Source organism: Pseudomonas sp. Root329 (assembly GCF_001424925.1).
In the GTDB taxonomy this organism is placed as follows: Bacteria; Pseudomonadota; Gammaproteobacteria; order Pseudomonadales; family Pseudomonadaceae; genus Aquipseudomonas; species Aquipseudomonas arabinosi.
The window spans coordinates 100348-126042 of sequence record NZ_LMCV01000023.1 but is presented as its reverse complement, the minus strand read 5'-3'; the positions used below and the strand labels follow the sequence as shown (position 1 = coordinate 126042).

The window sequence follows — 25695 nt, the reverse complement described above, 5'->3', positions numbered from 1 at the left end:
CCCGACTATCAAGAACCAGCAAGGTCAAAAAAACGGTGACCTTGCTGGTTTCCATCAAACCGAATACTTCTGCAAATTCGCCATCATTTCCTTCAGCGCTTCAAGGTTGTCCTGCGGGTGCGCCGCGCCTTCGAAATCGCAGATCTGTTGCCAATGCGCAGCCACATCTTCCGGGGAGAAACCAACCCGAGGATCAAACCCCGCGCCGAGGCTTCGTTCCCAGCGCACCTTGCCCATCCAGCCGCCACCGACTTCAAACAGCCCGGAGGTTTCCTGGCAGTTCTCACTGGCGAGGTACACCACCAGCGGGCTGACCAGTTCCGGTTTGAGTTGTTCAAAGACTTGCGGCGGGATCAGGCCTTCGGTCATGCGGGTGCCGCCGGTGGGGGCGATGGCGTTGACCAGGATGTTGTTCTTGCGGCCTTCGATGGCCAGGGTTCGGGTCAGGCCGTAGAGGCCGAGTTTGGCCATGCCGTAGTTGGACTGGCCGAAGTTGCCGTAAATGCCCGAGGTCGAAGCGGTGAAGATGATGCGGCCGTAGTTTTGCTCGCGCAGGTGCGGCCAGGCGGCGCGGGTGACTTTGTAGGCGCCTTCGACGTGGACGCGGTAAACCAGGTCCCAGTCGCCGTCTTCCATTTTGTGGAAGGTCTTGTCCCGCAGGATCCCGGCGTTGTTGACCACTACATCGACACGACCGAAGGTGTCCAAGGCGTTCTGAACGATTTTGTCGCCGTCGGTGACGGAGTCATGATTGGCCTCCGCGATGCCACCGGCCTCGCGGATTTCGGCCACTACCCGGTCGGCTGCCGAAGCGTTTGCGCCTTCGCCCTGAGCCGAACCGCCGAGGTCGTTGACCAGCACTTTGGCGCCCTGTTTGGCGAACAGCAGCGCGTGGGCCCGGCCCAGGCCGCCGCCTGCCCCCGTGATAATCACGACTTTATCTTCGAAGCGCACAGACTCATTCATTGGGGGACTCCAGCAGGCCAGGGGACAATAAGTTCGAGTGTCAGGCACGGCAATGCGAGTCACAATGAACTGGGGTGAGGCTGAATGGTGCGCGATAAGGCAGAGGGATAATCAGGAGCAGGCGGCCTTGCGCGGCGGTGAAATCATCTGATCGCGAAACTCCAGATAGTGCTTGAGCACCTGCCCCGGCGCCTCGGTTTGAGGATAGTGGCCAATTCCGGGCAACAAGACCGTGTCCGGGTTCGGGATCAGTTCCCGATAGCGCTGGACCATGTGCGCGCCGGAGATCGGATCGACCTCACCATCGATCACCCGCAACGGCACTTCACCCCGCTGCATCGCGCTGACCCAACGCTCGCGCTGGGCACGTCGTTCAGGGATGTAGGCGATCAATTTGTGCATGATCCGTGGCCCTTGATTGCTCTCGATCAAGCTCCAGAAATCATCCATCTCGCTCTCGGTGGGGCGACTTTGCGGACCGAAGATCTGCCGGAAACTCTTCACCAGACCGTCACGGGAAAAAGCTCGGCCGATCATCCAGCCCAAGGGGCTGAGCAGAAGTTTTTGCATCAGTATCGGGCGATGGGTTTCGGGAAAGAGGCCGCCATTGAGGAACACACAACTGGCGATATGGATACGCGCTTCGTAATGCCGGGCCAACAGTTCCTGGGCCACGCTGTCACCATAATCGTGGGCCAACAGGTGCACCGGCTGCTCGACCTTCACGTGCGCCAGCAAAGCCTGTTGCAGATCGGCCTGCTCCAGCAGGCTGTATTCGTGGTCCACCGGTTTGGCGGAATCACCGAAACCGAGCATGTCGCAGGCAATTACCCGATAGCGCTGGGTCAGCGGCTGCCACAGGAAATGCCAGTCCCAACTGGCGGTCGGGAAGCCATGAATGAGCAACAGTGGTTCACCCTGCCCCGCCGTCCAGTAACGGATGGTCTGGCCACGGAAGATGAACGTCTGGCCGCGTTTGCGCCAGACACACAGGGGGATCTCGGCGAGTGCCATTAGAGTTTATAACCCGCGTCTTGTTTATCGAGTTTGCGCAGCAGCGCTGGCCAGGCCAGTGCGCCGCCCATCCCTTGAGCACTTTTGGTGACGCCGGCGATCATCGCCTTGGCGCCCGCCAGAATCTGCGGTTCGATGGCAATCAATTCGGCGCCACCGTTCTGCGCCAGCACCTGGATATCGCAGGCGCGCTGGAAGGTGAACATCATCAGGAACGTGTCGGCGATCGTCGCGCCACAGGTCAGCAGACCGTGGTTGTGCAGCATCAGGAAATTGTTTTCGCCGAGGTCGGCTTGCAGTCGCGCCTTCTCTTCATGGTTAAGCGCAACACCTTCGTAGGCGTGATAAGCCAGGCTGGACAAGACAAATAATGATTGTTGGCTGATCGGCAAAATGCCTTGTTTCTGCGCCGACACGGCGACACCGGCAGCGGTGTGGGTGTGCAGCACGCAGACGACGTCGTGACGAACCTCGTGCACCGCGCTGTGGATGGTGTAACCCGCAGGGTTGATCTCGTAAGGGCTGTCCATCAGCTTGTTGCCGGCCTGATCGACCTTGACCAGGCTGGACGCGGTAATCTCGTGGAACATCAGCCCGAACGGGTTGATCAGAAAGTCTTCGGTACCGGGGACCTTGGCCGAAATGTGGGTGAAAATCAGGTCATCCCAGCCATGCAGGGCGACCAGACGATAGCAGGCGGCAAGATCGACGCGGGTCTGCCACTCGGCGGCACTGACCTGGTCTTTGACACTGTGTGGCGATTGGACGGGGGCTACGCTCACGGCAAGGAACCTCTAATTTTTATTCTTGGGGTTTCTATTGTTCACCGACGTTACAACAGTCTAGTCACGCCCCGTGGATCGTGTAGTTGCATTGGCAGCCAGCTTGATGGCCTAGCGAGTCAGTACGCCAACGAACCTGGATCCATGTCAAAGTACTGCCGCCAACAACGGTGCGGCGAACAGATTCAGCAGCCCCGTCAGAACCATGACTAACCCCGCCACCGAGCCCTCTTCACCCCCCACTTCATGTGCTCGACTGACCCCGGCACCGTGAGCGCCGACACCAAACAGCGCCCCTCGAGCCAAGGCGCTGCGCAGGGGCAACCACTTGAGCAGAATGCCGCCGAGCATCGCCCCGAACACCCCGGTGAACATCACAAACACCGCCGTCAGTTCCGGTACGCCGCCCAGGTCCTGGGCCAGCGGCATGGCAAAAGGCGTGGTGATCGAACGCGGCACCAGCGACATCGTCACCGAACTGTCCAGCGCCAGCGCCTTGGCCAACCCGAACGAACTGCCGATGGACGCCGCGCTGCCCGCCAGCATCCCCAGCAACAACGCCGACCAATGCCGCATCAGCATCTGCCGCTGCTGCCAGATCGGTACCGCGAAAGCGACGGTAACCGGCCCCAGCACCAGCATCAGCCAATGGGTGTTGCTCGAGTATTCGGCATACGCGGTGTGCAGCGGCACGGCGAGTGCCAACAACAGGGCCGGGACCAGAATCAGTGGCGACAGCACATAACGCCCGGTGCGCCGATAGATCCAGCGACTGAACAGATAGGCCAGCAGCGTGAAGGCCAGCCAGAACATCGGCATCAGTTCAAGCTTCACGAGACCTCCTCAACCGCACCACCAGTTCCACGGTGAAGGCGGTCACCAGCATCACCATCAACGTGCTGACGCCGATCACCAGCAAAATTCGCCAACCGTCGCTACGCAGCAGACCGCCGTAATCGAGCAGGCTCATCAGCGCCGGAATAAAGAACAACAGCATCTCGGCCATCAACAGGCTGGCGCCCATTTGCAACGCTGCCGGTTTGACCACACCCAAAGCGAACGCCAGCAGCAACAGCACCATGCCGATGACACCACCGGGAATCGGCCAGGCAAACCACACGGCCATCTGGCAACCGAGCAGATAGATGGCGAGCAGCACGGCCAATTCGGTCGCCAGTCGGGCCAATCTTTTTAAGGTTGATGCGCTCATGTCTTCGGTCCTCACAGGTGCTCATTTTAAGGAGCGGGCTGCCATACCCGAAGCGAATTGTTAGACTCGGAGCCATTCCAAAATGGAATCAGGCAGATGGAATTCAAACAGCTACGCAGCTTCGTCGAGGTCATGCATCAGGGTGGTTTTACTCAGGCCGCCAAGACCTTGCACATCAGTCAATCGGCGGTGAGCAAACAGGTCGCTCAGCTGGAACAGAGCCTCGGCACTGCGCTGCTCGAACGGCAGGGTTCTCAGCTGCGCCTGACCGCCGCCGGCAGCGTGGTCCTGCAACGGGCCGAAGGCATGTTGCGGCTGCGCAACGAACTGCTCAGTGAGCTGGATGACTTGAGCCAACTGGCCCGCGGGGAATTGCGCCTAGGTTTGCCGCTACTGGGCAGCGACGCGCTGTTCGCCGGACTGTTCGCCGAATACCGACAACGCTACCCGAACATCAGCATTCAATTGCTGGAGGGCGGTAGCCTGAACATCGAACAGGCCGTTTTGAGTGGGGAGCTGGAACTAGGTGGCAGCCTGTTGACGAAGGACCCGCAGTTCGCCTTCCAGCCTTTCTGCGATGAACCGCTGGACGCCCTGCTGCCGGCCGATCATCCGCTGGCGTCGAAGACGGTGATTGGGCTGGAGGAATTGGCCGACACGCCATTCCTGCTGTATCAGCGCAGCTTCGTGCTCAATGACCGTTTGCTGCAAGCCTGCCAGCAGCTGGGGTTTACGCCGAAGGAAGGTGGTCGCAGCGGCCAGGCTGACTTTCTCGCGGCGCTGGTGGCGGCCGGTCAAGGTGTGGTGCTGTTGCCGCGCGTGGTGGCACGCGGGCTGGTGCGGCCAGGCGTGGTGCGCCTGACCTTGAACGCACCGGGTTATCTGCGCTGGGATATCGCCTTCATCTGGCGTCAGGGCGCGTACCTGTCAAAAGCCGCGCAAGCCTGGCTCGCCTTGCTGCGCGAGCGGCCGGTCAGCCCCGCAGAGCGCTGACCAACTCCGCCAGCCAAGGCTCGGCGTCGGTTTCCGGCGTCACGCTTTCACTGGCATCCAGGCGCAGCATGGGCAGGACTTCGCGTAGGCCCAGTTCGCCGAACAATTCACGCATTTGCTCGCCACCGCCGCAGAACGTATCGCCGTAACTCGCATCGCCCAGACCAATCACGGCACCCGGCAAGCCACGCCAGGCAGCTGGTAACTGGTCGCGGATTGCGAAATACAACGGTTGCAGGTTGTCCGGCAACTCGCCCATGCCGGTGGTCGAGGTCACCGCCAGGAAGGCTTCGGGACCAAAAGCCTGAACATCGGCCAGGGTCGCACGCGGGTTGTGCCAGGTTTCGAAACCCGCAGCTTTTAAAATATTGGCGGCGTGGCGGGCGACTTCTTCAGCCGTGCCGTACACCGAGCCGGAAAGGATGGCGACTTTCATCAATCTGATCCTGAAGCTGAGTAAAAAGACGGGGGATATTAACAGCCGTGGCAAAAAAGCTGCGATTGACTCTCAATTAACGCGGGTGACCAGTAGAAAGTTCTCAGTGTTCTTTTAGAATGCATCCCACAATCAAATTGGAAAGGACTCTCCGATGATTAACGCCCAACTGCTGCAAATGGTGATCAACGCTTCCAACGACGGCATCGTGATTGCCGAAAAGGAAGGCGAGCAGGACAACATCCTGATTTACGTCAACCCGGCATTCGAACGCCTGACGGGTTACACCAGCGAAGAAATCCTCTACCAGGATTGCCGTTTTCTTCAGTCAGGGGACCGCGACCAGGAAGCTCTCCCGTTGATTCGCGAGGCGTTGAGCAGTGGCGGTTCCTGCCGGGAAATCCTCAGGAACTATCGCAAGGACGGCACGCCGTTCTGGAACGAGCTGTCCCTCTCGACGGTGAAGAACCCTGATGACGGACAGACTTATTTCATCGGTGTGCAGAAAGACGTCACCCTTCAGGTCAAGGCGCAGCAGCGAGTCGCGCAGTTGGAGGCGCAATTGGCTGAGGTCCAGGCCGAGCTTGCCGCACTAAAAGCGACGAACGGCGAAAACAAAACGAAGGATTGATTGTCATTAACTACAATCACCAGTGACTTTGTAACTTTTTCTGTCGAGCAGATTATGCAACGCGACGCACTCCTGACCCAGGATGAGCTGGATTTTATCCAGACAATGCAACACAACCCGCAACTCAATGTGCGGGATGCGACGTCGAGCCTGCTCGTCAACGGTGGTTCACAGATTCGTGACCTGCTCACGCGCCTTGCCGCTCATGAGCAAGTCACCATCCAGGCCAACTTCGAAAATCAGCAAATGACCTTCCCGCTGCACTTGGTGGAAGACGAATTTCACGCAATGCATTTACGCCTCGGCGTCCCCAGCATCTATGAAGACGGACCGATGGTCCGGCCATGGCGCCTGGTACTCGAAGAACCGGTAGCGCTGGAGAATGCCAATGGCCAGCCCGGTACGATGTGGGTGCACGAAGTGTCGTTCAAAGGGGTCTTGCTGGAAGTTCGCAACAAGACCAAACCGCCCAAACATTTCGCCTTGTGGTTCAGCCCGTCTGGCTACGAGCGCATCGCGTTGCGCGGCACCTTCGAGAAAGAAACCGAGAGCGGCTTTTTTGCCTATCAGTTGAATCAGGGTGACAAGGACGAAACCGAGCGTCTGCGCCAGTACATCCTTCAGCAGCATCGGCTGACGCATCCGGCCATGCATCTCTGATTCAAGTGTCCAGGTTGCCTGTCAGGAACTGTTTCAAACGCTGACGCATGACCAATCCTTCGTTACCCAGGCATCCAATCGACGATCCAGCCAGGCTTTCCTGCACCAGATCGGACGCACCCCCCGCCAGCATCAACTGACAATCCAGGCTCAAGGCCAGGCGCTTCAACCGCCGTGGCAACTCGGGCGCAGGCGCGTGATTGGAAAACAGCACCAGCGCCTGAGGCTTGATCCGCTCGCAGACCAGGGCCAATTCGTCGAATGGCTGACCGATAGCCAACACTTGAATAGCCGAATCGACACTGCTCAGAAGCAGCGCGGTTACCAGCACTTCGAGTTCACGACACTGATCATTCAGGCCGCAGACAATCACCCGTCGCGGCTGCAAGACACGCACCAGCAGCAGGCGTTGCAACACTCGAGAACGTAGAAAACCATCCAGGAAAAACCACTCGCTGGCCTGACCGAACGCTTCATGGCGCTGCAGTAATTGCTTCCAGAGTGGAAGCAAAATGTCCTGAAATACGACAGTTAGCGGATAACTGAAAAAGATCTGTCCATAGACCTGCTCCAGTTGAACCTCGTCAAAAACATTCACCGCCGCCTGAACCTGTTGCTGCCACTGCGTGTAGTCAGCGTGTACGAGTTCATTCGGGATGATGTGCGACAGGGTCTGAAGCGGTTCAACCCTGGCCAGTATCTTGCCGACTTTACTGACAGCAACGCCGCGTTCGATCCAGCCAAGAATGCTGTGGACCCGATCGATATCAGTCATGGAATACAGTCGATGCCCACTTTCGGTGCGCGTGGGCTGTATCAGTCCATAACGTCGTTCCCATGCGCGTAACGTGACCGGGTTGACCCCGGTCAGACGCGCCACTTCGCGTATCGGAAACAGTTCTTCCTGCTCGAGAGGAAGACCGGATTGCAACCCAGGGAAAACGTCAGTCAGCACAGGCATTTTATAGGTCTACATCCATGTATGAATTGGATCCCATTCTACCTCTCCTGCCCCCACACCATTCAAGATGCTGATGGCGACAAATATCACTGACGTTCCAGGCAGAATCAGGAATAATCCTTGCTTGTTCCAAGACGCAGCCCACCACTCCGGCGCTGCGCCTGGCGAAACTCCTATCCGGAGCGACGCGATTGTCATATGGAGATACACAATGTCTACCTCACCCGTCACGCTGATGGTTGCGCGCCGCGTCGCCGATGGGCGTTATCAAGACCTGATCGCCTGGTTGCGCGAAGGCGAACAACTGGCCACCGATTTTCCCGGCTATCTCGGTTCTGGCGTGCTCGCTCCGCCGCCCGACGATGACGAATTCCAGATTATTTTCCGCTTCGCCGACGAGCAGACGCTGCACGCCTGGGAGCATTCCGCCTCGCGCACCGCCTGGCTGGCTCGCGGCAGTGACTTGTTTGCCCATCCAACGGAACATCGTGTGAGCGGCATCGAAGGCTGGTTCGGCGCGGCCGGCCAGCGCCCACCACGCTGGAAACAGGCCGTGGCGATCTGGTTGGCATTCTTTCCGGTTTCCCTGCTGTTCAACTTTGTCCTCGGGCCGTTGCTGAGCGACATGGGTCTGCTGAGCCGGGTGTTCATCAGCACCTTGTGCCTGACCCCTCTGATGGTCTACCTCTTCATTCCGCTGTCGACCCGCCTGCTGGCCAACTGGCTGAACACCACGCCGCAACGACCGCTGCCTGCCGAGCCTTCAACGCAGAATCGCTAAGCCTGCTACCACAATAGGTGTACGCCTCTCGTCGCTGGTATAGTTTTGCTCTTACCGCGACGCGAGCCGTTCATGACCTCTTTCGTAGCCCCGATTCTCATTACCGGTGCCGGCCAACGTGTCGGCCTGCACTGTGCGCAGCGTTTGCTCGAGGATGGCCAGCCGGTGATCTTCAGCTACCGCAGTGAACGCCCCGGCGTGCAAACCCTGCGCGACCTGGGGGCGACCGCGGTGTTTGCCGACTTCTCCACTGAAGCCGGAATCTTCGCGTTCATCAGCGAACTGAAAAACCACACCGACAGCCTGCGGGCGATTGTCCATAACGCCTCCGAATGGCTGGCCGAAACCCCGGACACCGACGCCACCGCCTTCACCCGCATGTTCAACGTCCACATGCTGGCGCCCTACCTGATCAACCTGCATTGTGTCGACTTGCTGCAGCGCTCAAGTCCCGCCGACATCGTGCACATCAGCGACGACGTGACTCGCAGGGGCAGCAGCAAGCACATTGGCTACTGCGCCAGCAAAGCCGGGCTCGACAGCCTCACCCTGTCCTTCGCCGCGAAATACGCGCCGACAATCAAGGTCAACGGTATCGCGCCAGCCCTGCTAATGTTCAACCCCGACGACGACGCGGCGTACCGCGCCAAGGCACTGGCCAAGTCCGCGCTGGGTATCGAGCCCGGCTGCGAAGTGATCTACCAGAGCCTGCGTTATTTGCTCGACAACCCTTATGTCACCGGCACGACCCTGACCGTCAACGGCGGACGGCACATCAAATAAGCGGCCCCCGCGAGGATGTTCCATGACGTTATCCCTGCCCCAGAACGCCCTGTCCCAGAGCTACCGCGAGATCCTCATCGGCCTCGGTGAAAACCCGGACCGTGAAGGGTTGCAAGACACCCCGGCTCGCGCGGCAAAAGCCATGCAGTACCTCTGCCATGGTTATGAGCAAAGTGTCGAAGAGATCGTCAACGGCGCACTGTTCGCTTCCGACAACGATGAAATGATCATCGTCGACAACATCGAGCTGTACTCGCTCTGTGAACATCACATGCTGCCCTTCATCGGCAAGGCGCATGTGGCTTATATTCCGACGGGCAAGGTGCTGGGTCTGTCGAAGATTGCACGACTGGTGGACATGTTCGCCCGTCGCCTGCAAATCCAGGAAAACCTCACCCGGCAAATCGCCGACGCGGTGCAGCAAGTGACCGGTGCGGCAGGCGTCGCGGTGGTCATCGAAGCCAAGCACATGTGCATGATGATGCGCGGCGTCGAGAAACAGAATTCGACCATGAACACCTCGGTGATGCTCGGCGCCTTCCGCGAGTCGAGCAACACCCGCCAGGAGTTCCTGCAATTGATTGGACGGAGCAAGTAGCAATGCCACAACTTCAACCAGGAACGGCACGCATCCGAGTCAAGGACCTGTGCCTGCGGACCTTCATCGGGATCAACGAGGATGAAATCCTCAACAAGCAGGATGTGCTGATCAACCTGACCATCCTGTATGCCGCTCAGGAAGCGGTGCGTGACAACGACATCGATCACGCGCTGAATTACCGCACCATCACCAAGTCGATCATCGCCCACGTGGAGGGCAATCGCTTCGCCCTGCTCGAGCGCCTGACTCAGGAAATTCTCGATCTGGTCATGGCCAACGAGTCGGTGTTGTATGCCGAGGTCGAAGTCGACAAGCCCCACGCCCTGCGATTCGCCGAGTCGGTGTCTATTACCTTGGCCGCGAGCCGCTGACCGTCTGGCACATTGCTCGTCAGACTTTTATCATCCGCGCACGATTTGATTGCACAGAGCCCGCCATGACCGATCAACAACGCCTGGAACTCGAAGCCGCCGCCTTTCGCCGGCTGGTCGCCCACCTGGACAGCCGCAAGGATGTGCAGAACATCGACCTGATGAACCTCTCCGGTTTCTGCCGTAACTGCTTGTCCAAGTGGTACAAGGCCGCTGCCGATGAACGCCAGATCGAGGTCAGCCTCGATGACGCCCGCGAAGTGGTTTACGGCATGCCGTACGCCGAGTGGAAAGCCCAATACCAGCAAGAAGCCAACGCCGAACAACAAGCGGCGTTCGCCAAAGGAAAACCCAATGAGTGATTTGAACACCCTGCGCGCCAGCCTCAAGAGCGGCGAACACGTTTTTGCCGACACCCTGGCCTTCATCGCCGCCGGCTACGACTATCAGCCTCAGGCTTTCAACAATGGCGGCGTGGAAAACGCCGCCGGGCAGAACGAAGGCTCGTGCAAGACCCTGGGTCTGGCGCTGTTGGAAGGCTTGAGCGATGAAGAAGCGCTGTTGGCGTTCGGCGAGCATTATCGTTCGGTGGTGGCCACGCCTGAAGGCAGCGATCACGGCAATATCCGCGCGTTGATTGCTCATGGATTAGCCGGTGTGAAGTTCACTCAACAGCCGCTGACTCGCCGCTGATTCAACACCTTCCAAACACATCCCGACTTTTAAGATTGACCCGGCAACTTTATTTCGTTTGCCGGGCACCGCTGCTCACGGCTTAGATAAAAAGAAGCATCCCTTCTTCTGAGTCAGGTATCCATGAGCAGCGAAACCATCAGCCAGTCGATCAACATCGTTCATCCCGTCACACTAAGCCACGGCAAAAATGCCGAGGTCTGGGACACCGATGGCAAACGCTACATCGACTTCGTCGGTGGCATCGGTGTACTGAACCTCGGCCATTGCCATCCACGCATCGTCGAGGCCATTCGCGAACAAGCCACCCGGCTGACCCACTACGCGTTCAACGCCGCCCCGCATGTGCCCTACATCGAACTGATGGATCGTCTCACCGCATTTATTCCGGTGGACTACCCGGTCAGCGGCATGCTCACCAACAGCGGCGCGGAAGCGGCGGAAAACGCCCTGAAGATCGTCCGTGGCGCCACCGGTCGCACGGCCGTCATCGCCTTTGACGGCGCCTTCCATGGCCGCACCCTCGCCACGCTCAACCTCAACGGCAAAGTCGCGCCCTACAAACAGAAAGTCGGCGTGCTACCGGGTCCGGTTTTTCACCTGCCCTTCCCGAGCAAGGACAACGGCGTGACCTGCGCCGAGGCATTGAAGGCCATGGATCGACTGTTCAGCGTCGAAATCGATGTCGAAGACGTGGCGTGTTTCATCGTCGAACCGGTGCAAGGTGAAGCGGGCTTCCTGGCGATGGACGTGGAGTTCGCCCAGGCGCTACGTCGCTTCTGTGATGAAAAAAACATCTTGCTGATCGCTGATGAAATCCAGTCCGGCTTCGGTCGCACCGGCCAGCGTTTTGCGTTTTCGCGACTGGGTATTGAACCCGATCTGATCCTGCTCGCTAAAAGCATCGCCGGTGGCGTACCGCTGGGCGCGGTGGTCGGGCGCAAGTCGCTGCTCGACACCTTGCCAAAGGGCGGACTGGGAGGCACCTATTCAGGCAACCCGATTGCCTGCGCCGCAGCGTTGGCGACCCTGGACGAAATGACTGACGCGAATCTGCAAGCCTGGGGCGCACAACAGGAAGAAGCGATTGTCAGCCGTTACCAATCCTGGCGCACCCGCAAGCTGTCACCGTATCTGGGCCGCTTGACCGGCGTTGGCGCGATGCGCGGTATCGAGCTGACCAATGCCGACGGCACACCGGCCTCGGCGCAATTGACGCAGCTGCTGGCCCTGGCGCGAGACGCGGGTTTACTGCTGATGCCCAGCGGCAAGTCGCGGCACATCATTCGGCTTTTGGCGCCATTGACCACTGAGGCAGCGGTGCTGGAAGAAGGGCTGGATATTCTCGAGACCTGCCTGGCGAAGCTTTCCTGAAAAGCAAACTGCGATCTGGGACTGACATAGCGAATTATGTTCGCTTGTAGTCCCCGATTTTGCGTCGCAATACTGGCCAAATACCCCTTTTACCAAGCGAGATCACTACCACCTACAAGCCTGAGGCATTCATGTATCACGACAATATAATTTATAAAAAAAAGTCCAATGATCCTCAATTCCTGCTTGGCGTAGCCGTGGTGCTGTTTCTCGGCTCCTACCTGATGAACCTGGGTAACAGCGCCCTCAGTCATTTCCTGCATCCGTTGTTGGGCAATACCCCGGACAGCCTGACCGCTCGCAATATCGCCTTCGGCCTGGCGATTGCCGCACTGGGCACCCTGAACTTTCACGTCCTCGGACGCTTGAAGTTCAAGGTACAGACCACCGTGGTATGGATCGAACTGCTGATCCTGTTCCTGGCGTTCTTCGACACCTTCGACCTCTCCTACAGCTTCATCCTCGACAAGATCGGTTTCCTGATCATCCAGGGCGCGGCGACCACGCTGTACATCTCCGCCGTGGCGATCGTGATTGCCTTCGTGCTGGCGTTGATCGGTGCCGTAGCCAAGCTGTCGAACAACGGCCTGGCCAACGCCATCGCCTCGTTCTACACCTCGTTCTTTCGCGGTGTTCCGCTGCTGATCCAGATCTACCTGATTTACCTCGGACTGCCGCAACTGGGTTATGTGGTGGACGCAGTGCCGGCCGGCATCCTCGCGTTGTCGCTGTGCTACGGCGCCTACATGACCGAGATTTTTCGTGCGGGCATCCAGAGCATTCCGGTGGGCCAATGGGAAGCCTCACGAGCCCTGGGCATCAGCCCGCTCAAGACCCTGAGCCGGGTGATCATGCCGCAAGCCTTGCGGGTGATCATCCCGCCCACCGGCAACCAGTTCATCGCCATGCTCAAGGACAGTTCGCTGGTGTCGGTGATCGGCGTCTGGGAATTGATGTACCTGGCCAAGACCCAGGGCCGCGCGGACTTCCGCCACCTGGAAATGCTGATCACCGCCGCAATGATTTACTGGGCCCTGTCGTTCATTCTCGAACGGGTGCAGGCGCGAATCGAAAAACGGGTCAACCGATCCATTGCCAGGGGTTGATGCGTGATGACTCGAACCAATACCGCTGAACAACTCAACCTTGCGCCTGCAGCGCAACCCCGCCAGTCAATGATTTCCATCACCGGTCTGAACAAGTGGTACGGCGATTTTCACGCGTTGCGCGATGTCGACCTGAACGTCGCCACGGGCGAAATCCTGGTGGTGTGCGGGCCATCAGGCTCGGGTAAATCGACGATGATTCGTTGCATCAACCATCTGGAGAATTTCCAGAAAGGTCATATTCAGGTCAACGGCATCACCCTCACCAGCGAGGCCGAAAGTGTCAGCGCGGTACGCCGGGAAATCGGCATGGTGTTCCAGAGCTTCAACCTGTTCCCACACTTAAGCGTGATGGACAACCTGACCCTGGCCCCGCAACTGGTGCAAGGCGTGACATCTGCCGAAGCGAAAAAGCGCGCTCAGGTCTACCTGGAGCGGGTGCGAATTGCCGAACACGCCGACAAGTACCCTTCGCAACTGTCCGGTGGCCAGCAGCAACGCGTGGCGATTGCCCGGGCGCTGTGCATGAACCCCAAAGTGATGCTGTTCGACGAACCCACCTCGGCCCTCGATCCGGAAATGGTCCACGAAGTGCTGGACGTGATGGGTGAGTTGGCCACCGACGGCATGACCATGATTTGCGTAACCCACGAAATGGGTTTTGCCAGCAAGGTCGCCGACCGCGTGCTGTTCATGGACCAGGGCCAGGTCATCGAACAAGCCACCCCTTCCGAGTTTTTCAACAACCCGCAAACCGAACGCGCACAGAAATTCCTGTCACAGATCATTGGTCACTGAGCACCGCTTTGCCCCTTCATAACAATAACGATAAGTGGAGATGGACATGGTCAGCAAAAAACACGTAATCGCAGCCGCAATGTCGCTGGTGTTCGTCGGCACCGCCAACGCCGGAGCTGTACTGGACAAAATCCAGAGCAGTAAATCAATGACCGTCGCCACGTCGGCGACCTGGCCACCCCAAGGGTTTATCAACGACAAGAATGAAATCGACGGGTTTGATATCGACGTTTCCAAGGAGATCGCCAAGCGTCTCGGCGTCGAGGTCAAGTTCATTACCCCCGATTGGGACGTGATCACCGCCGGCAAGTGGAACGGGCGCTGGGACATGTCCGTGGGCTCGATGACCGCCACTAAAAGCCGCGCGCGAATTCTCGACTTCCCCGCGACCTATTACTACGTGCCCTACGTGTTTGCGGTTCACAACAAATCCACACTCACCGACCACAAAGCGCTCAATGGCAAAACGATCGGTGTCGAAGGCGGCACCACGTCCGAGGATTACCTGAACCAGGCACTGGCCATCGAAGCGACTGACATGCCGCCCGTCGCCTACGACGTACAGACCAAGAAGATGAAGACCTATGCCGGTTCCCTCGGGCCGTTGGATGACTTGCGTCTGGGTGACGGCGTTCGTCTCGACGGCATCCTCACTCAGCGCAGCACGCTGGAAGCGGCCATCAAGAAAAACTACCCGCTGCGTGCCGTCGATAACGACGTGGTGTTCTACGAGCCCCTGGCCATTGCCACCGACAAGGGTGACGCGGAATTGAAGGCCAAGCTCGGTGAAATCATCGGCGCGATGCACAAGGACGGCACGCTGACCAAGCTGTCGACCAAGTGGTACGGCGTGGATTACTCAACCGTCAAATAACCACATCGCCCACCTGTGGGAGCGAGCCTGCTCGCGATGAGGCCATAACATTCAATATCAATGTTGAATGTGAGACCGCCATCGTCGGAACGCCGCCCGGAGCAGGCTCACTCCCACAAAAGCCAGGCGTTCGCTTCATTGACCGGCAACTAGTCAAGGATTCAGCATGTCCTTCCCCACCACGTGGTATTCCCAAACCTCGCTACCCCGAGCGGCCAGGCCCGAACTGAGCACTGACGAAACTTGCGACGTCTGCATCATCGGCGCCGGGATCGCGGGCCTTACCGCTGCCCTGGAGCTGACCCGGCGCGGCAAACGCGTGATCATCCTCGAAGACCGGCAAGTTGCCTGGGGCGCGTCCGGTCGAAATGGCGGCGTGGTCTCGCCGGGCTGGGCTCAGGGTTCGGGAGCGATCCGCAAGAAGCTGGGACTGGAACAGGCCAAGGCGCTGTTTCAAATGTCGGTCGAGGGTGTGGAGATTGTCCGCCGCAACATCGCCGAACTGGCACTGACTGGCTGCGATCCATCCGCTGGCACGATTCAGGTCAAGCGTTACGACGACAGTGCTGGTGTGAAAAACCACATCGACACGATGCGCCGGGACTTCGGCTATGAACTCAACTACCTCGACACCCCTCAGGTCCGCGAGCGGGCCCACACCCTGCGTTATTTCCAAGGCATCGAAGATCCCAACGCCCTGCACTTTCATCCACTGAATTATTGCCTGGGACTGGCCCTCGCCATCGAAGCAGCGGGAGGCCGGATTTTCGAACAATCAAAAATGCTGGCCTGGCGGCGCGACGGCGCCGACAAAATCGTCCAGACCGCCAACGGCACCGTGTGCTGCCAGGACCTGGTGTTCTGCGCCGGCGGTTACGGCGGCCCGGAGTTGCAAAAACTCAGCCGAGCCTACCTGCCCATCGCAACCTATGTGGTGCTGACCGAACACTTGGGCGACTCGATCAAAAACGTCCTCGACTCCGGCGCCGCATTCTCCGACGACCGCCGCGCCTCGGACTACTACCGCGTGGTCGAAGGTGACCGCCTGCTGTGGGGCGGACGCATCACCACCCGCAACGAACAGAACGAAAAAGCCCTCGCCGCCATGCTCAAGGCCGACATGGTCTCGGTCTATCCACAACTGGCCCCGGTCAAAATCGAATTGGCTTGGTCCGGCCTGATGGGTTACTCCACCAACAAGATGCCCAACCTGGGATTGCTCGAACCGGGCGTCTGGGCCTGCACCTCGTTTGGTGGCCATGGCTTGAATACCGGCTCGATTGGCGGCAGGGTCATCGCCGAAGCGGTGTGTGGGGAAAGTACGCGTTATCAGCTGTTCAAACCGTACCTGCTTGACTGGAACGGCGGGCCATTCGGACGGATTGCCGCCAATGCCATCTATCAATCGTTGAAGGTCATGGACTTTGTCCAGGAGCGGCTAAAAGGCTGAGGGCTCCCACAGGGTTGATCGGACTTTTCGGTGGGTACAAAAAAACCGGCCGAGGCCGGTTTTTTGCTTTCTACAGAATCAGAATCAAGCGTTCTGCAGATCGTCGAGGTAGCGCTCGGCGTCCAGTGCCGCCATGCAGCCGGCGCCGGCCGAGGTGATGGCCTGACGGTAAACGTGGTCAGCCACGTCACCAGCAGCAAAGATACCCTCGAGGCTGGTGGCAGTGGCGTTGCCGTCACGGCCGCCCTGCACAACCAGGTAGCCGTCTTTCAACGTCAGCTGACCTTCGAACAGCGAAGTGTTCGGGGTGTGGCCGATGGCGATGAACACGCCGTCGACTGTCAGCTCGTCGAAGCTGCCATCGTTGTTCTTCAGGCGGGCACCGGTCACGCCCATGTTGTCGCCCAGGACTTCGTCCAGAGTCGAGTTCAGCTTCAAGACGATTTTGCCTTCGGCAACCCGGGCATTCAGCTTGTCGATCAGGATCTTCTCGGCGCGGAAGGTTTCGCGACGGTGGATCAGGGTGACCTTGCTGGCGATGTTGGCCAGGTACAACGCCTCTTCAACAGCGGTGTTACCGCCACCGACCACGGCCACTGGCTTGTTGCGGTAGAAGAAACCGTCGCAGGTTGCGCAGGCCGAAACACCTTTGCCCATGAACGCTTCTTCCGACGGCAGGCCCAGGTAACGAGCGCTGGCGCCGGTGGCGATGATCAGCGCATCGCAGGTGTAGGTCGCGCTGTCGCCGGTCAGGGTGTACGGCTTGGCAGCGAAGTCCACGGCATTGATGTGATCGAAGACGATTTCGGTTTCAAAGCGCTCGGCGTGCTCTTTCATGCGGTCCATCAGCGCCGGGCCGGTCAGGCCGTGGACGTCGCCAGGCCAGTTGTCGACTTCGGTCGTAGTGGTCAGTTGACCGCCGGCTTGCATGCCGGTGATCAGCAGTGGCTTGAGGTTGGCACGGGCGGCATAGACCGCAGCGCTGTAACCGGCAGGGCCGGAACCGAGAATAATCACTCGCGAATGACGGACTTCAGACATGACCTGCTCCTGTTGACCGGCCCGAAATATCTGGCACGGAACGCCGGGTTGCCGGCGGGAATAAAAAAGGACCGTTGAAAGCACTTGGGGAAGGCTTGAGCTCGACAGTCCTGTAAAAAAGATTGGGTGCAGCGTATCGAGGGGGCGAAGATTAAGGAAATACGGTTTAACAATCCAGCTCATAGGCGGTCTCTATCCCATCACGATGGAGACATAGGCGCCTTTGTTACAGTTAATGTCGATGCTGCTACCGAGCTTTCACCTATCAGGCAAAGCCGGTAAGGTCGGCGCGTTTCCCCTTTGCTCGGAGCACGTTATGCCCGCCCCCGTTCTGTCCGGCCCGCAATACCTGCGCGAAGGCCTCAAGCTGGTCCTGAGCCCAAGCCTGCGTTTGTTTGTGCTGTTGCCGCTGGTGATCAACCTGGTGCTGTTCGTCGGATTGATCTACCTGGCCAGCCATCAATTCAGCCTGTGGGTCGATACGTTGATGCCGTCCCTGCCCGACTGGCTGAGTTTTCTCAGTTACATCCTGTGGCCGATTTTTGTCGTGCTTGTCGTTTTGATGGTGTTCTTCACCTTCACCATGCTGGCCAACGTCATCGCTGCGCCATTCAACGGTTTCCTCGCGGAAAAAGTCGAAGTCGTGGTGCGCGGCACCGACGACTTCCCGTCCTTCAGTTGGGGCGAACTGATCGAAATGATCCCCCGCACCCTGGCCCGGGAGATGCGCAAACTCGGCTACTTCCTGCCGCGCGCCATCGGGTTGTTCATCCTCTCGTTCATTCCGGTGGTGAACATCATCGCTGCGCCACTGTGGCTGCTGTTCGGGGTGTGGATGATGGCGATCCAGTACATCGACTACCCGGCGGACAACCACAAACTGGGCTGGAACGAGATGCTCGCCTGGCTGCGCGAGAAGCGCTGGCAGAGCATGAGTTTCGGCGGCAGTGTTTATCTGGTGCTGCTGATTCCGGTGGTCAATATCCTGATGATGCCGGCCGCCGTGGCGGGTGCGACCTTGTTCTGGGTGCGTGAACGCGGAGCAGAAAACCTGGTGGCCCAGCGCTGACCCGGTCACAAATCCATCATCCCACCGTCACACTGACGACATGGCCTCAGCCGACACTGAGGTCATGACGACAGCTCTGCATATCACCCTGATCACCGAAACCTTCCCTCCCGAAATCAACGGAGTGGCCAATACCCTCGGCCGCTTGTACGACGGCTTGCGCGCGCGCGGGCATCAGGTGGAATTGGTGCGACCGCGTCAGGGTTGCGATCAGCAGTTGGGCAGCGACGATGCGTTGTTGCTGTGTCGAGGCTGGCCGCTGCCGGGTTATCCCGGTCTGCAATGGGGTCAGTCGTCGATGCACAAGCTGTTGCGGCGCTGGAAGCGTCATCGGCCGGACGTGCTGTACATCGCCACGGAAGGACCGCTGGGATTGTCCGCGTTGCGCGCGGCGCGGCGCTTGGGGATTTCGGTGGTCAGCGGCTTTCACACCAATTTCCAGCAGTACTCCAGCCAGTATGGGCTTGGACTGTTGACGCGATTGCTGACCCACTACCTGCGCTGGTTTCACAATCGCTCGACCTTGACCCTGGTGCCGAGCGTGAGCCAAAGAATGGAACTGGAGCGCCGGCATTTCGAGCGCCTGGCGTTGCTGTCGCGTGGGGTCGACAGCCAATTGTTTCACCCGACCAAGCGGCTGACGTCGCTACGCGAACAGTGGGGTTTGGCCGACAGTGACATTGCCGTCATCCATGTAGGTCGCCTGGCACCGGAGAAAAATCTCGGCTTGCTCAAGCGCAGTTTCGACAGGCTGCGTATGACTTATCCACAGAAAAACCTGAAGTTGATCGTGATCGGCGACGGCCCGCAACGAGTGGTCCTGGAAAAAGAACTGCCCGAGGCGATTTTCTGTGGCTCACAACGCGGCGAAGCCTTGGCCAGTCACTATGCCTCGGGGGATGTGTTTCTGTTTCCAAGCCTGACCGAGACTTTCGGCAACGTGGTGCTTGAGGCACTGGCTTCGGGTTTGGGTGTGGTGGCTTACGATCAAGCGGCGGCGGCTCAGCACATCCGCCATGGCTACAACGGCGTACTGGCGATGCCGGGGGATGAAGAGGCGTTCTGCGATGCGGCGTGTTGGCTGTTGGAGGAGCGCGAAACCTTGCGCTGCGTGCGGCTTAATGCGCGTCAGCATGCGAGTCGCCAGGGCTGGGCAGCGATTATCGAGCAGTTTGAAGGGCAGTTGCGGGGGGCTTGTTTCAGAGAGCAGTTGGTTCCAAATGCACCGACCGTACCCTGAAACTTTGGTGCTCTTTCGACCGCCTTCGCGAGCAGGCTCGCTCCCACAGGTGACCGAGTTCTCTCAGAGAAATGCGTTCAAATGTGGGAGCGAGCCTGCTCGTGATAGCGTCCTTCCAGTCGCTGCTTAAACCAGGGTCATCAACGCCTCACGGCTGAACGGCAGGATGTCTTCTTCACGGCCGTCACGCACTTTCTGCGCCCAGTCCGGGTCCACCAGCAATGCACGACCTACTGCCACCAGATCGAACTCATCATTGTTCAAACGCTCCAGCAGTTTTTCCAGGCTGGCCGGCTGCGCGATCTTGTCGGTGTTGACCATGAACTGCAGGAACTCGCCGTCCAGGCCGACGCTGCCCACGGTGATGGTCGGCTTGCCAGTGAGTTTGCGGGTCCAGCCGGCCAGGTTCAGCTCGGAACCGTCGAACTCCGGCTCCCAGAAACGGCGCGTCGAGCAGTGGAAAATATCCACACCGGCGTCGGACAACGGCTTGAGGAATTCGCCCAACGCTTCCGGTGTTTGCACCAGACGCGCGGTGTAATCCTGCTGCTTCCATTGAGAGAAACGGAAAATAATCGGGAAGCCTTCGCCGACCGCTGCACGCACCGCCTGGATCAGTTCAATGGCGAAACGCGAACGGTTGGCCAGGTTGCCGCCGTACTCGTCGGTGCGCTGGTTGCTGCCTTCCCAGAAAAACTGATCCACCAGATAACCGTGGGCACCGTGAATTTCCACGCCGTCCATGCCGATGCTCTGGGCATCTTTGGCGGCCTGGGCAAACGCGGCGATCACATCCTGGATATCTTGCTTGGTCATGCCGTGAACCACGACCTGACCGTCCTTCAATTTCTCCGACGGACCATAACCCGGCACGCTGGCATCCGGTTCGGTGCCGATGCGGCGCACGCTGCCGACATGCCACAGCTGCGGAACGATCTTGCCGCCTTCAGCGTGAACCGCGTCGACCACTTTCTTCCAGCCGGCCAGCGCTGCTTCACCGTAGAAATGCGGCACGTTCGGGTAGCCGTTGGAAGCCTGGTGGCCGACGGTGGTGCCTTCGGTGATGATCAGACCCACACCCGCAGCGGCGCGACGACGGTAGTACTCGATCACTTTGGAATTGGGAACGCCACCCGGCGAAAACGAACGGGTCATCGGCGCCATGACGACGCGGGTCGGCAATTCGAGGGTGCCGAGGTGGAACGGTTTGAACAGGGCTTTGACGGGCATGGGGCGCTCCACGAAAACGGTATCGACGGGACAGATGTTTTATGACGGCGATAATATGCGGAGCGACAAGCGATGCACAGCACTATTGATTGCGGTGATTAAGGTTCAAAAGGCAGGCATAAAAAATCGCAGCTCAGAGGCTGCGATTTTTTTGGTTCAGCTCAGCGCTTTTTCGATCGCATGAACGACAGTCGGATCATCCGGCGCCGTACGCGGCGAGAACCGCGCCAGCACGCGACCGTCCTTGCCCAGCAGGAATTTTTCGAAGTTCCAGGTAATGTCACCGGGAAATTCAGCACCCTCGCCCGCCAGCAGACGGTACAACTGATGACGATCGTGACCGTTGACTTCCAGCTTGCTGGACAACGGAAAGGTCACGCCATAATTGAGGCTGCAGAAATCCTGGATCTCTTGCTCGGAGCCCGGTTCCTGACCGGCAAACTGGTTGCACGGTAGGCCCAGCACGCTGAAGCCTTTGTCCTTGTATTGCTGGTAGAGGTTTTCCAGCGCCGCGTACTGTGGGGTCAAGCCGCATTTGGAGGCAACGTTGACCACCAGCACGACACGCCCCTTGAAAGGCGCCAGCGGTAGCTCCTGACCATCCAGGCCTGTCAATTTAAGGTCGTGAAAAGCACTCATGACGAACTCCAAATTCCCGTGTTCTTCTCGAAACAGCCACTTGGCGGTGTCACCAGGGACAGCCGCGGACTAAAAAGGCGCCCCTCGGGCGCCTCTCCAGTTCTCGAAAGCTTAGCGCAGAAAATCAGTGGTGATGGCCACCTTCGCCATGGACGTGACCATGAGCGATTTCTTCCTGGCTGGCGTCACGGATGTCGATGATCTTGACCTGGAAATTCAGGCGCTGACCGGCCAACGGGTGGTTGCCGTCGACGGTGACATCGTCGCCGTCCAGATCGCGAATGGTGACGATCTGCATCTGGCCGTCCGGAGCGGATGCGTGGAACTGCATGCCCACTTCCAGCTCGTCGACGCCTTCGAACATGCTGCGGCTCAACGTGCTGACCAGTTCGGCAGCGTATTCGCCGTAGGCATCTTCAGGTTCTACGGCGACAGTCAGTTCGTCACCGACTGCTTTGCCTTCCAGAGCCTTTTCCAGGCCCGGAATGATGTTACCTGCGCCTTGCAGGTAGACCAGCGGCGCGCCGCCGGCGGAACTGTCGATGACCTCACCAGCGTCGTTGGTCAGGGTATAGTCGATGGAGACAGCCTTATTGGCGGCGATCAGCATGGGGCGAGACCTTTTGCATAAGAATGAAGAATGGCCAAGTTTAGCGAAGCAATCGCCCGAAAGCGAACACAACCCGGACAGACGGGTGGCGGCGAAAGGCTCGACGGTCACAGGCTTCCATCAGGATGAGGACGGGCACTGGGTGGCCGAGCTTTCCTGCGGTCACACCCAGCACCTGCGCCACCAGCCACCGTGGCAATCGCGCGCCTGGGTCCTGGACCCCGCGCAACGTATTGAAAAAATAGGCCAGCCCTTTGATTGCGGTTGGTGCGCACAAGGCTCGGTTAGCGATAACCTTGGCGACTGAATTTCGGTAAACGGCCAGACATAGGTCGTCACCATTGCCATGCACCTCCAGAGAATTCGCATGCAAACTTTTTTTATCGCGCCCACCGATTTTGGTGTGGGTCTGACCTCCATCAGCCTCGGGCTGGTGCGTACCCTTGAGCGGGCCGGCCTCAAGGTCGGCTTTTTCAAACCGATTGCCCAGCCGCATCCGGGTGACACCGGGCCTGAACGGTCCACCGAACTGGTGGCGCGCACTCACGGTTTGAAACCGCCTCAACCGCTTGGTCTGGCGCACGTCGAGCGCATGCTCGGCGACGGTCAACTGGATGAGCTGCTCGAAGAAATCATCACCCTCTATCAACAGGCTGCAGTCGGCAAGGACGTGCTGATCGTCGAAGGCATGGTCCCGACCCGCAGCGCCAGTTACGCCGCGCGGGTCAATCTGCATCTGGCGAAAAGCCTCGACGCCGAAGTGATCCTGGTCTCGGCGCCGGAAAACGAAGTGCTGACCGAACTGTCCGGCCGAGTGGAATTGCAGGCGCAATTGTTCGGCGGCCCGAAAGACCCGAAAGTCCTCGGCGTGATCCTCAACAAGGTCAAAACCGATGAAAGCATGGAGGCATTCGCTTCGCGTTTGAAGGAACACTCACCGTTGCTGCGCAGTGGCGATTTCCGTCTGCTGGGTTGCATCCCGTTCCAGCCGGAATTGAACGCCCCGCGCACCCGCGACGTCGCCGACCTGATGGGCGCGCAGATTCTCAATGCCGGTGATTACGAAACCCGGCGCATGACCAACATCATCATCTGCGCCCGCACCGTGCGTAACACCGTGGAGCTGCTCAAGCCCGGCGTGTTGGTGGTGACGCCCGGTGATCGCGACGACATCATCCTCGCCGTCAGCCTCGCCGCCATGAATGGCGTGCCGCTGGCCGGCCTGTTGCTGACCAGCGACACCCTGCCCGACCCGCGCATCATGGACCTCTGTCGTGGCGCCTTGCAGGCGGGCCTGCCAGTGTTGTCGGTGAGCACCGGTTCCTACGACACCGCTAACCAGTTGAACGGTTTGAACAAGGAAATCCCGATCGACGACCGCGAGCGCGCGGAGATCATCACCGATTTCGTTGCCAGCCACCTCGACGCCAAGTGGTTGCACCAACGCTGCGGCACGCCACGGGAAATGCGCCTGTCGCCCGCCGTGTTCCGTTATCAATTGATCCAGCGCGCCCAGGCTGCCAACAAACGCATCGTTCTGCCTGAAGGCAGCGAGCCGTTGACCGTGCAAGCCGCGGCCATCTGTCAGGCGCGTGGTATCGCCCGTTGCGTACTGCTGGCGAAACCGGCGGACGTCGAAGCCGTCGCTCGCGCTCAAGGCATCGAGTTGCCACCGGGGCTGGAAATCCTCGACCCGGACCTGATTCGCGAGCGCTACGTCGAGCCGATGGTCGCCCTGCGCAAAACCAAAAGCCTCAACGCGCCGATGGCCGAGCAGCAACTGGAAGACACCGTGGTGATCGGCACCATGATGCTGGCATTGGATGAGGTGGACGGCCTGGTGTCCGGGGTCATTCACTCCACCGCCAACACCATCCGCCCGGCCCTGCAGCTGATTAAAACGGCGCCGGGCTGCACGCTGGTGTCGTCAGTGTTCTTCATGCTCTTCCCTGAGGAAGTGCTGGTCTACGGCGACTGCGTGATGAACCCGCACCCGAGCGCCAGCGAACTGGCCGAGATCGCCCTGCAAAGCGCCGACTCGGCAGCCGCCTTCGGCATCACTCCGCGCGTGGCGATGATCAGCTACTCCAGCGGTGAATCGGCCAGCGGTGAAGAAGTCGAGAAGGTGCGCGAAGCGACGTTGCTCGCCCACGAACAGCAGAACTCGCTACTGATCGACGGTCCGTTGCAATACGACGCCGCCGCCAACGAAACCGTTGCCCGGCAACTGGCGCCAAACAGCCAGGTCGCCGGTCGCGCCACGGTGTTCGTGTTCCCCGACCTGAACACCGGCAACACCACCCACAAAGCGGTGCAGCGCAGCGCCGACTGCGTCAGCCTCGGTCCGATGCTGCAAGGCCTGCGCAAACCGGTGAACGACCTGCCGCGCGGCGCGCAAGTCGACGACATCGTCTACACCATCGCGTTGACCGCGATTCAAGCTGCCAACCGACCTTTGGATCTTTAAATGCTGGATTCCCTACCTGCACCGCTGCGAGGCGTGATTGCCTCGCTGCTGTTGGCGCTGAACACCATTGCCTGTTGCACACCGTTGTTCATCGTGGCGATCTTCAAACTGCTGCTGCCCTTCTCCGCCGCCCAGCGTTTTACCGATTGGCTGATGAGCCACATCCACGAAGCCTGGATCAGCAACAACAAGGCCTGGATGGACTTGCTCGGCCACACGCGCTGGACGCTCAGCGGCCTGGAAGGCCTGGACTATCAGCACTCGTATTTGATCACCAGCAACCACCAGAGCTGGGTCGACATCATGGTGTTGCAGTACGTGCTTAACCGGAAGATTCGCCCGCTGAAGTTCTTCCTCAAACAGGAACTGATCTGGGTGCCGGTGATTGGTCTGGCGTGGTGGGCGCTCGGCTTTCCGTTCATGAAGCGCTACTCCAAGGCCTACCTGGAGAAGCACCCGGAGAAGAAAGGCAAAGACCTGGAAACCACCCGCAAGACCTGCGACAAGTTCCGCCATAACCCGGTGGGGATTTTCAACTTCGTCGAAGGCACGCGTTTCACCGAAAGCAAACATGCCCAGCAGAAATCGCCGTTCAAGCATCTGCTCAAACCGAAGGCTGGCGGCATTGCGTTTGTGCTGGATGCCATGGGTGAGCAACTGGAAGCCATCGTCAACGTGACCATTCACTACCCGGCCGGACGTCCCGGTTACTGGGATTTGCTCTGTGGGAACGTGAAGGATGTGGTGGTGCACTTTCAGGAGCTGAAGATTCCGCCGCAGTTCATCGGCAAGAACTACGACCAGGACGGCGAGTATCGATTGCAGTTTCAGGGTTGGATCAACCAGTTGTGGCAGGACAAGGATGCGCTGATGGGGCAGATGCATCGCGAGTATCCCGCCAAACACTGATCTCCT

General features: G+C 59.2%; 30 protein-coding genes. 19 read left to right on the top strand and 11 right to left on the bottom strand.

What is annotated here, in order from left to right:
- Positions 1-54 precede the first annotated feature (54 nt).
- The 5 genes from ASC74_RS18525 to ASC74_RS18505 all read right to left on the bottom strand — a co-directional run bounded on the left by ASC74_RS18525 (position 55) and on the right by ASC74_RS18505 (position 3972).
- Positions 55-966 carry an SDR family oxidoreductase gene (locus ASC74_RS18525; RefSeq protein ID WP_056743017.1) on the bottom strand — a complete coding sequence of 304 codons (912 nt, stop codon included), beginning with the start codon at positions 964-966 and terminating at the stop codon, positions 55-57.
- 111 nt (positions 967-1077) lie between these two features.
- Positions 1078-1980: an alpha/beta fold hydrolase gene (locus tag ASC74_RS18520; RefSeq protein WP_056743015.1), complete on the bottom strand. Its 903-nt coding sequence runs from the start codon at positions 1978-1980 to the stop codon at positions 1078-1080.
- Positions 1980-2762, bottom strand: coding sequence for a class II aldolase/adducin family protein (locus ASC74_RS18515; protein ID WP_046045897.1), 783 nt, complete (start codon positions 2760-2762; stop codon positions 1980-1982). Before ASC74_RS18515 ends, ASC74_RS18520 begins: the two co-directional genes overlap by 1 nt.
- A gap of 147 nt (positions 2763-2909) precedes the next feature.
- Positions 2910-3596, bottom strand: a complete 687-nt coding sequence (locus ASC74_RS18510; protein WP_056743013.1) for an LrgB family protein — start codon at positions 3594-3596, stop codon at positions 2910-2912.
- Positions 3586-3972 (bottom strand): CidA/LrgA family protein, encoded by a 387-nt coding sequence (locus ASC74_RS18505; protein ID WP_056743011.1) that lies wholly within the window; start codon positions 3970-3972, stop codon positions 3586-3588. Before ASC74_RS18505 ends, ASC74_RS18510 begins: the two co-directional genes overlap by 11 nt.
- A 96-nt stretch (positions 3973-4068) precedes the next feature.
- On the opposite strand from ASC74_RS18505, the gene ASC74_RS18500 reads away from it, so the two are divergent.
- The gene (locus ASC74_RS18500) at positions 4069-4965 is read left to right on the top strand and encodes a LysR family transcriptional regulator (RefSeq protein ID WP_056743007.1); all 897 of its coding nucleotides are present in this window, start codon (positions 4069-4071) and stop codon (positions 4963-4965) included.
- On the opposite strand, the gene ASC74_RS18495 is transcribed toward ASC74_RS18500, so the two are convergent.
- Complete coding sequence (locus ASC74_RS18495; protein WP_056743005.1) at positions 4946-5401, bottom strand: flavodoxin; 456 nt, start codon at positions 5399-5401, stop codon at positions 4946-4948. The genes ASC74_RS18500 and ASC74_RS18495 overlap by 20 nt on opposite strands.
- A gap of 154 nt (positions 5402-5555) precedes the next feature.
- Here ASC74_RS18495 and ASC74_RS18490 point away from each other — a divergent pair, with 154 nt between their 5' ends.
- Together ASC74_RS18490 and ASC74_RS18485 are read left to right on the top strand one after the other, a co-directional pair.
- Complete coding sequence (locus ASC74_RS18490) at positions 5556-6032, top strand: PAS domain-containing protein (protein ID WP_056743003.1); 477 nt, start codon at positions 5556-5558, stop codon at positions 6030-6032.
- A gap of 54 nt (positions 6033-6086) precedes the next feature.
- A complete protein-coding gene (locus ASC74_RS18485) occupies positions 6087-6692 on the top strand; it encodes a hypothetical protein (RefSeq protein WP_056743001.1) in 606 nt (201 codons plus the stop codon).
- Position 6693: 1 nt separating this feature from the next.
- On the opposite strand, the gene ASC74_RS18480 is transcribed toward ASC74_RS18485, so the two are convergent.
- Positions 6694-7653, bottom strand: coding sequence for a MerR family transcriptional regulator (locus tag ASC74_RS18480; protein ID WP_056742999.1), 960 nt, complete (start codon positions 7651-7653; stop codon positions 6694-6696).
- Positions 7654-7864: 211 nt separating this feature from the next.
- Between ASC74_RS18480 and ASC74_RS18475 the strand changes: the two genes are divergently transcribed.
- The 11 genes from ASC74_RS18475 to ASC74_RS18425 all read left to right on the top strand — a co-directional run bounded on the left by ASC74_RS18475 (position 7865) and on the right by ASC74_RS18425 (position 16484).
- Positions 7865-8434, top strand: coding sequence for an antibiotic biosynthesis monooxygenase (locus ASC74_RS18475; RefSeq protein WP_056742997.1), 570 nt, complete (start codon positions 7865-7867; stop codon positions 8432-8434).
- A 72-nt stretch (positions 8435-8506) separates the two neighbouring features.
- Positions 8507-9217 (top strand): dihydromonapterin reductase, encoded by a 711-nt coding sequence (gene folM / locus ASC74_RS18470; protein WP_056742995.1) that lies wholly within the window; start codon positions 8507-8509, stop codon positions 9215-9217.
- A 22-nt stretch (positions 9218-9239) separates the two neighbouring features.
- Positions 9240-9815, top strand: a complete 576-nt coding sequence (gene folE / locus ASC74_RS18465) for a GTP cyclohydrolase I FolE (protein ID WP_046045887.1) — start codon at positions 9240-9242, stop codon at positions 9813-9815.
- Positions 9816-9817: 2 nt separating this feature from the next.
- The gene (gene folX / locus ASC74_RS18460; RefSeq protein ID WP_056742993.1) at positions 9818-10189 is read left to right on the top strand and encodes a dihydroneopterin triphosphate 2'-epimerase; all 372 of its coding nucleotides are present in this window, start codon (positions 9818-9820) and stop codon (positions 10187-10189) included.
- Between the two features lie 65 nt (positions 10190-10254).
- The gene (locus tag ASC74_RS18455; RefSeq protein ID WP_008150700.1) at positions 10255-10551 is read left to right on the top strand and encodes a DUF1244 domain-containing protein; all 297 of its coding nucleotides are present in this window, start codon (positions 10255-10257) and stop codon (positions 10549-10551) included.
- Positions 10544-10882 carry a HopJ type III effector protein gene (locus tag ASC74_RS18450; protein WP_008037347.1) on the top strand — a complete coding sequence of 113 codons (339 nt, stop codon included), beginning with the start codon at positions 10544-10546 and terminating at the stop codon, positions 10880-10882. Before ASC74_RS18455 ends, ASC74_RS18450 begins: the two co-directional genes overlap by 8 nt.
- Positions 10883-11005: 123 nt before the next feature.
- Positions 11006-12256 carry a 2-aminoadipate transaminase gene (locus ASC74_RS18445; RefSeq protein WP_056742991.1) on the top strand — a complete coding sequence of 417 codons (1251 nt, stop codon included), beginning with the start codon at positions 11006-11008 and terminating at the stop codon, positions 12254-12256.
- 131 nt (positions 12257-12387) lie between these two features.
- Entirely contained in the window at positions 12388-13362 is a 975-nt protein-coding gene (locus tag ASC74_RS18440; RefSeq protein ID WP_056742990.1) for an amino acid ABC transporter permease, read from the top strand.
- 6 nt (positions 13363-13368) lie between these two features.
- Entirely contained in the window at positions 13369-14160 is a 792-nt protein-coding gene (locus ASC74_RS18435; RefSeq protein ID WP_056742988.1) for an amino acid ABC transporter ATP-binding protein, read from the top strand.
- A 46-nt stretch (positions 14161-14206) separates the two neighbouring features.
- Positions 14207-15034: a transporter substrate-binding domain-containing protein gene (locus tag ASC74_RS18430; protein ID WP_082555850.1), complete on the top strand. Its 828-nt coding sequence runs from the start codon at positions 14207-14209 to the stop codon at positions 15032-15034.
- Positions 15035-15200: 166 nt separating this feature from the next.
- Entirely contained in the window at positions 15201-16484 is a 1284-nt protein-coding gene (locus ASC74_RS18425; protein ID WP_056742984.1) for an NAD(P)/FAD-dependent oxidoreductase, read from the top strand.
- An 84-nt stretch (positions 16485-16568) separates the two neighbouring features.
- On the opposite strand, the gene trxB is transcribed toward ASC74_RS18425, so the two are convergent.
- Positions 16569-17525 carry a thioredoxin-disulfide reductase gene (gene trxB / locus ASC74_RS18420; protein WP_008150707.1) on the bottom strand — a complete coding sequence of 319 codons (957 nt, stop codon included), beginning with the start codon at positions 17523-17525 and terminating at the stop codon, positions 16569-16571.
- Positions 17526-17841: 316 nt separating this feature from the next.
- Between trxB and cysZ the strand changes: the two genes are divergently transcribed.
- Both cysZ and ASC74_RS18410 read left to right on the top strand, forming a co-directional pair.
- Positions 17842-18594, top strand: coding sequence for a sulfate transporter CysZ (gene cysZ / locus ASC74_RS18415; RefSeq protein ID WP_056742982.1), 753 nt, complete (start codon positions 17842-17844; stop codon positions 18592-18594).
- A gap of 40 nt (positions 18595-18634) precedes the next feature.
- Positions 18635-19834 (top strand): glycosyltransferase family 4 protein, encoded by a 1200-nt coding sequence (locus tag ASC74_RS18410; RefSeq protein ID WP_056742980.1) that lies wholly within the window; start codon positions 18635-18637, stop codon positions 19832-19834.
- Positions 19835-19960: 126 nt separating this feature from the next.
- Here the strand turns inward: ASC74_RS18410 and ASC74_RS18405 are convergent, their stop codons facing one another.
- From ASC74_RS18405 to ASC74_RS18395, 3 genes are all read right to left on the bottom strand, one after another.
- Positions 19961-21064 (bottom strand): NADH:flavin oxidoreductase, encoded by a 1104-nt coding sequence (locus ASC74_RS18405; protein WP_056742978.1) that lies wholly within the window; start codon positions 21062-21064, stop codon positions 19961-19963.
- 156 nt (positions 21065-21220) lie between these two features.
- A complete protein-coding gene (locus ASC74_RS18400) occupies positions 21221-21703 on the bottom strand; it encodes a glutathione peroxidase (RefSeq protein ID WP_056742975.1) in 483 nt (160 codons plus the stop codon).
- A 124-nt stretch (positions 21704-21827) separates the two neighbouring features.
- Positions 21828-22313 carry an FKBP-type peptidyl-prolyl cis-trans isomerase gene (locus ASC74_RS18395; RefSeq protein WP_007901600.1) on the bottom strand — a complete coding sequence of 162 codons (486 nt, stop codon included), beginning with the start codon at positions 22311-22313 and terminating at the stop codon, positions 21828-21830.
- Between ASC74_RS18395 and ASC74_RS18390 the strand changes: the two genes are divergently transcribed.
- Genes ASC74_RS18390 through ASC74_RS18380 form a run of 3 tightly spaced genes read left to right on the top strand, consistent with a single transcriptional unit; the run spans position 22282 to position 25689 of the window.
- Positions 22282-22620: a DUF3565 domain-containing protein gene (locus ASC74_RS18390; protein WP_056742973.1), complete on the top strand. Its 339-nt coding sequence runs from the start codon at positions 22282-22284 to the stop codon at positions 22618-22620. The genes ASC74_RS18395 and ASC74_RS18390 overlap by 32 nt on opposite strands.
- Before the next feature lie 60 nt (positions 22621-22680).
- Positions 22681-24780, top strand: a complete 2100-nt coding sequence (gene pta, locus ASC74_RS18385; RefSeq protein WP_008150719.1) for a phosphate acetyltransferase — start codon at positions 22681-22683, stop codon at positions 24778-24780.
- Positions 24781-25689: an acyltransferase gene (locus ASC74_RS18380; RefSeq protein WP_056742971.1), complete on the top strand. Its 909-nt coding sequence runs from the start codon at positions 24781-24783 to the stop codon at positions 25687-25689.
- The last annotated feature ends 6 nt before the right edge of the window (positions 25690-25695 follow it).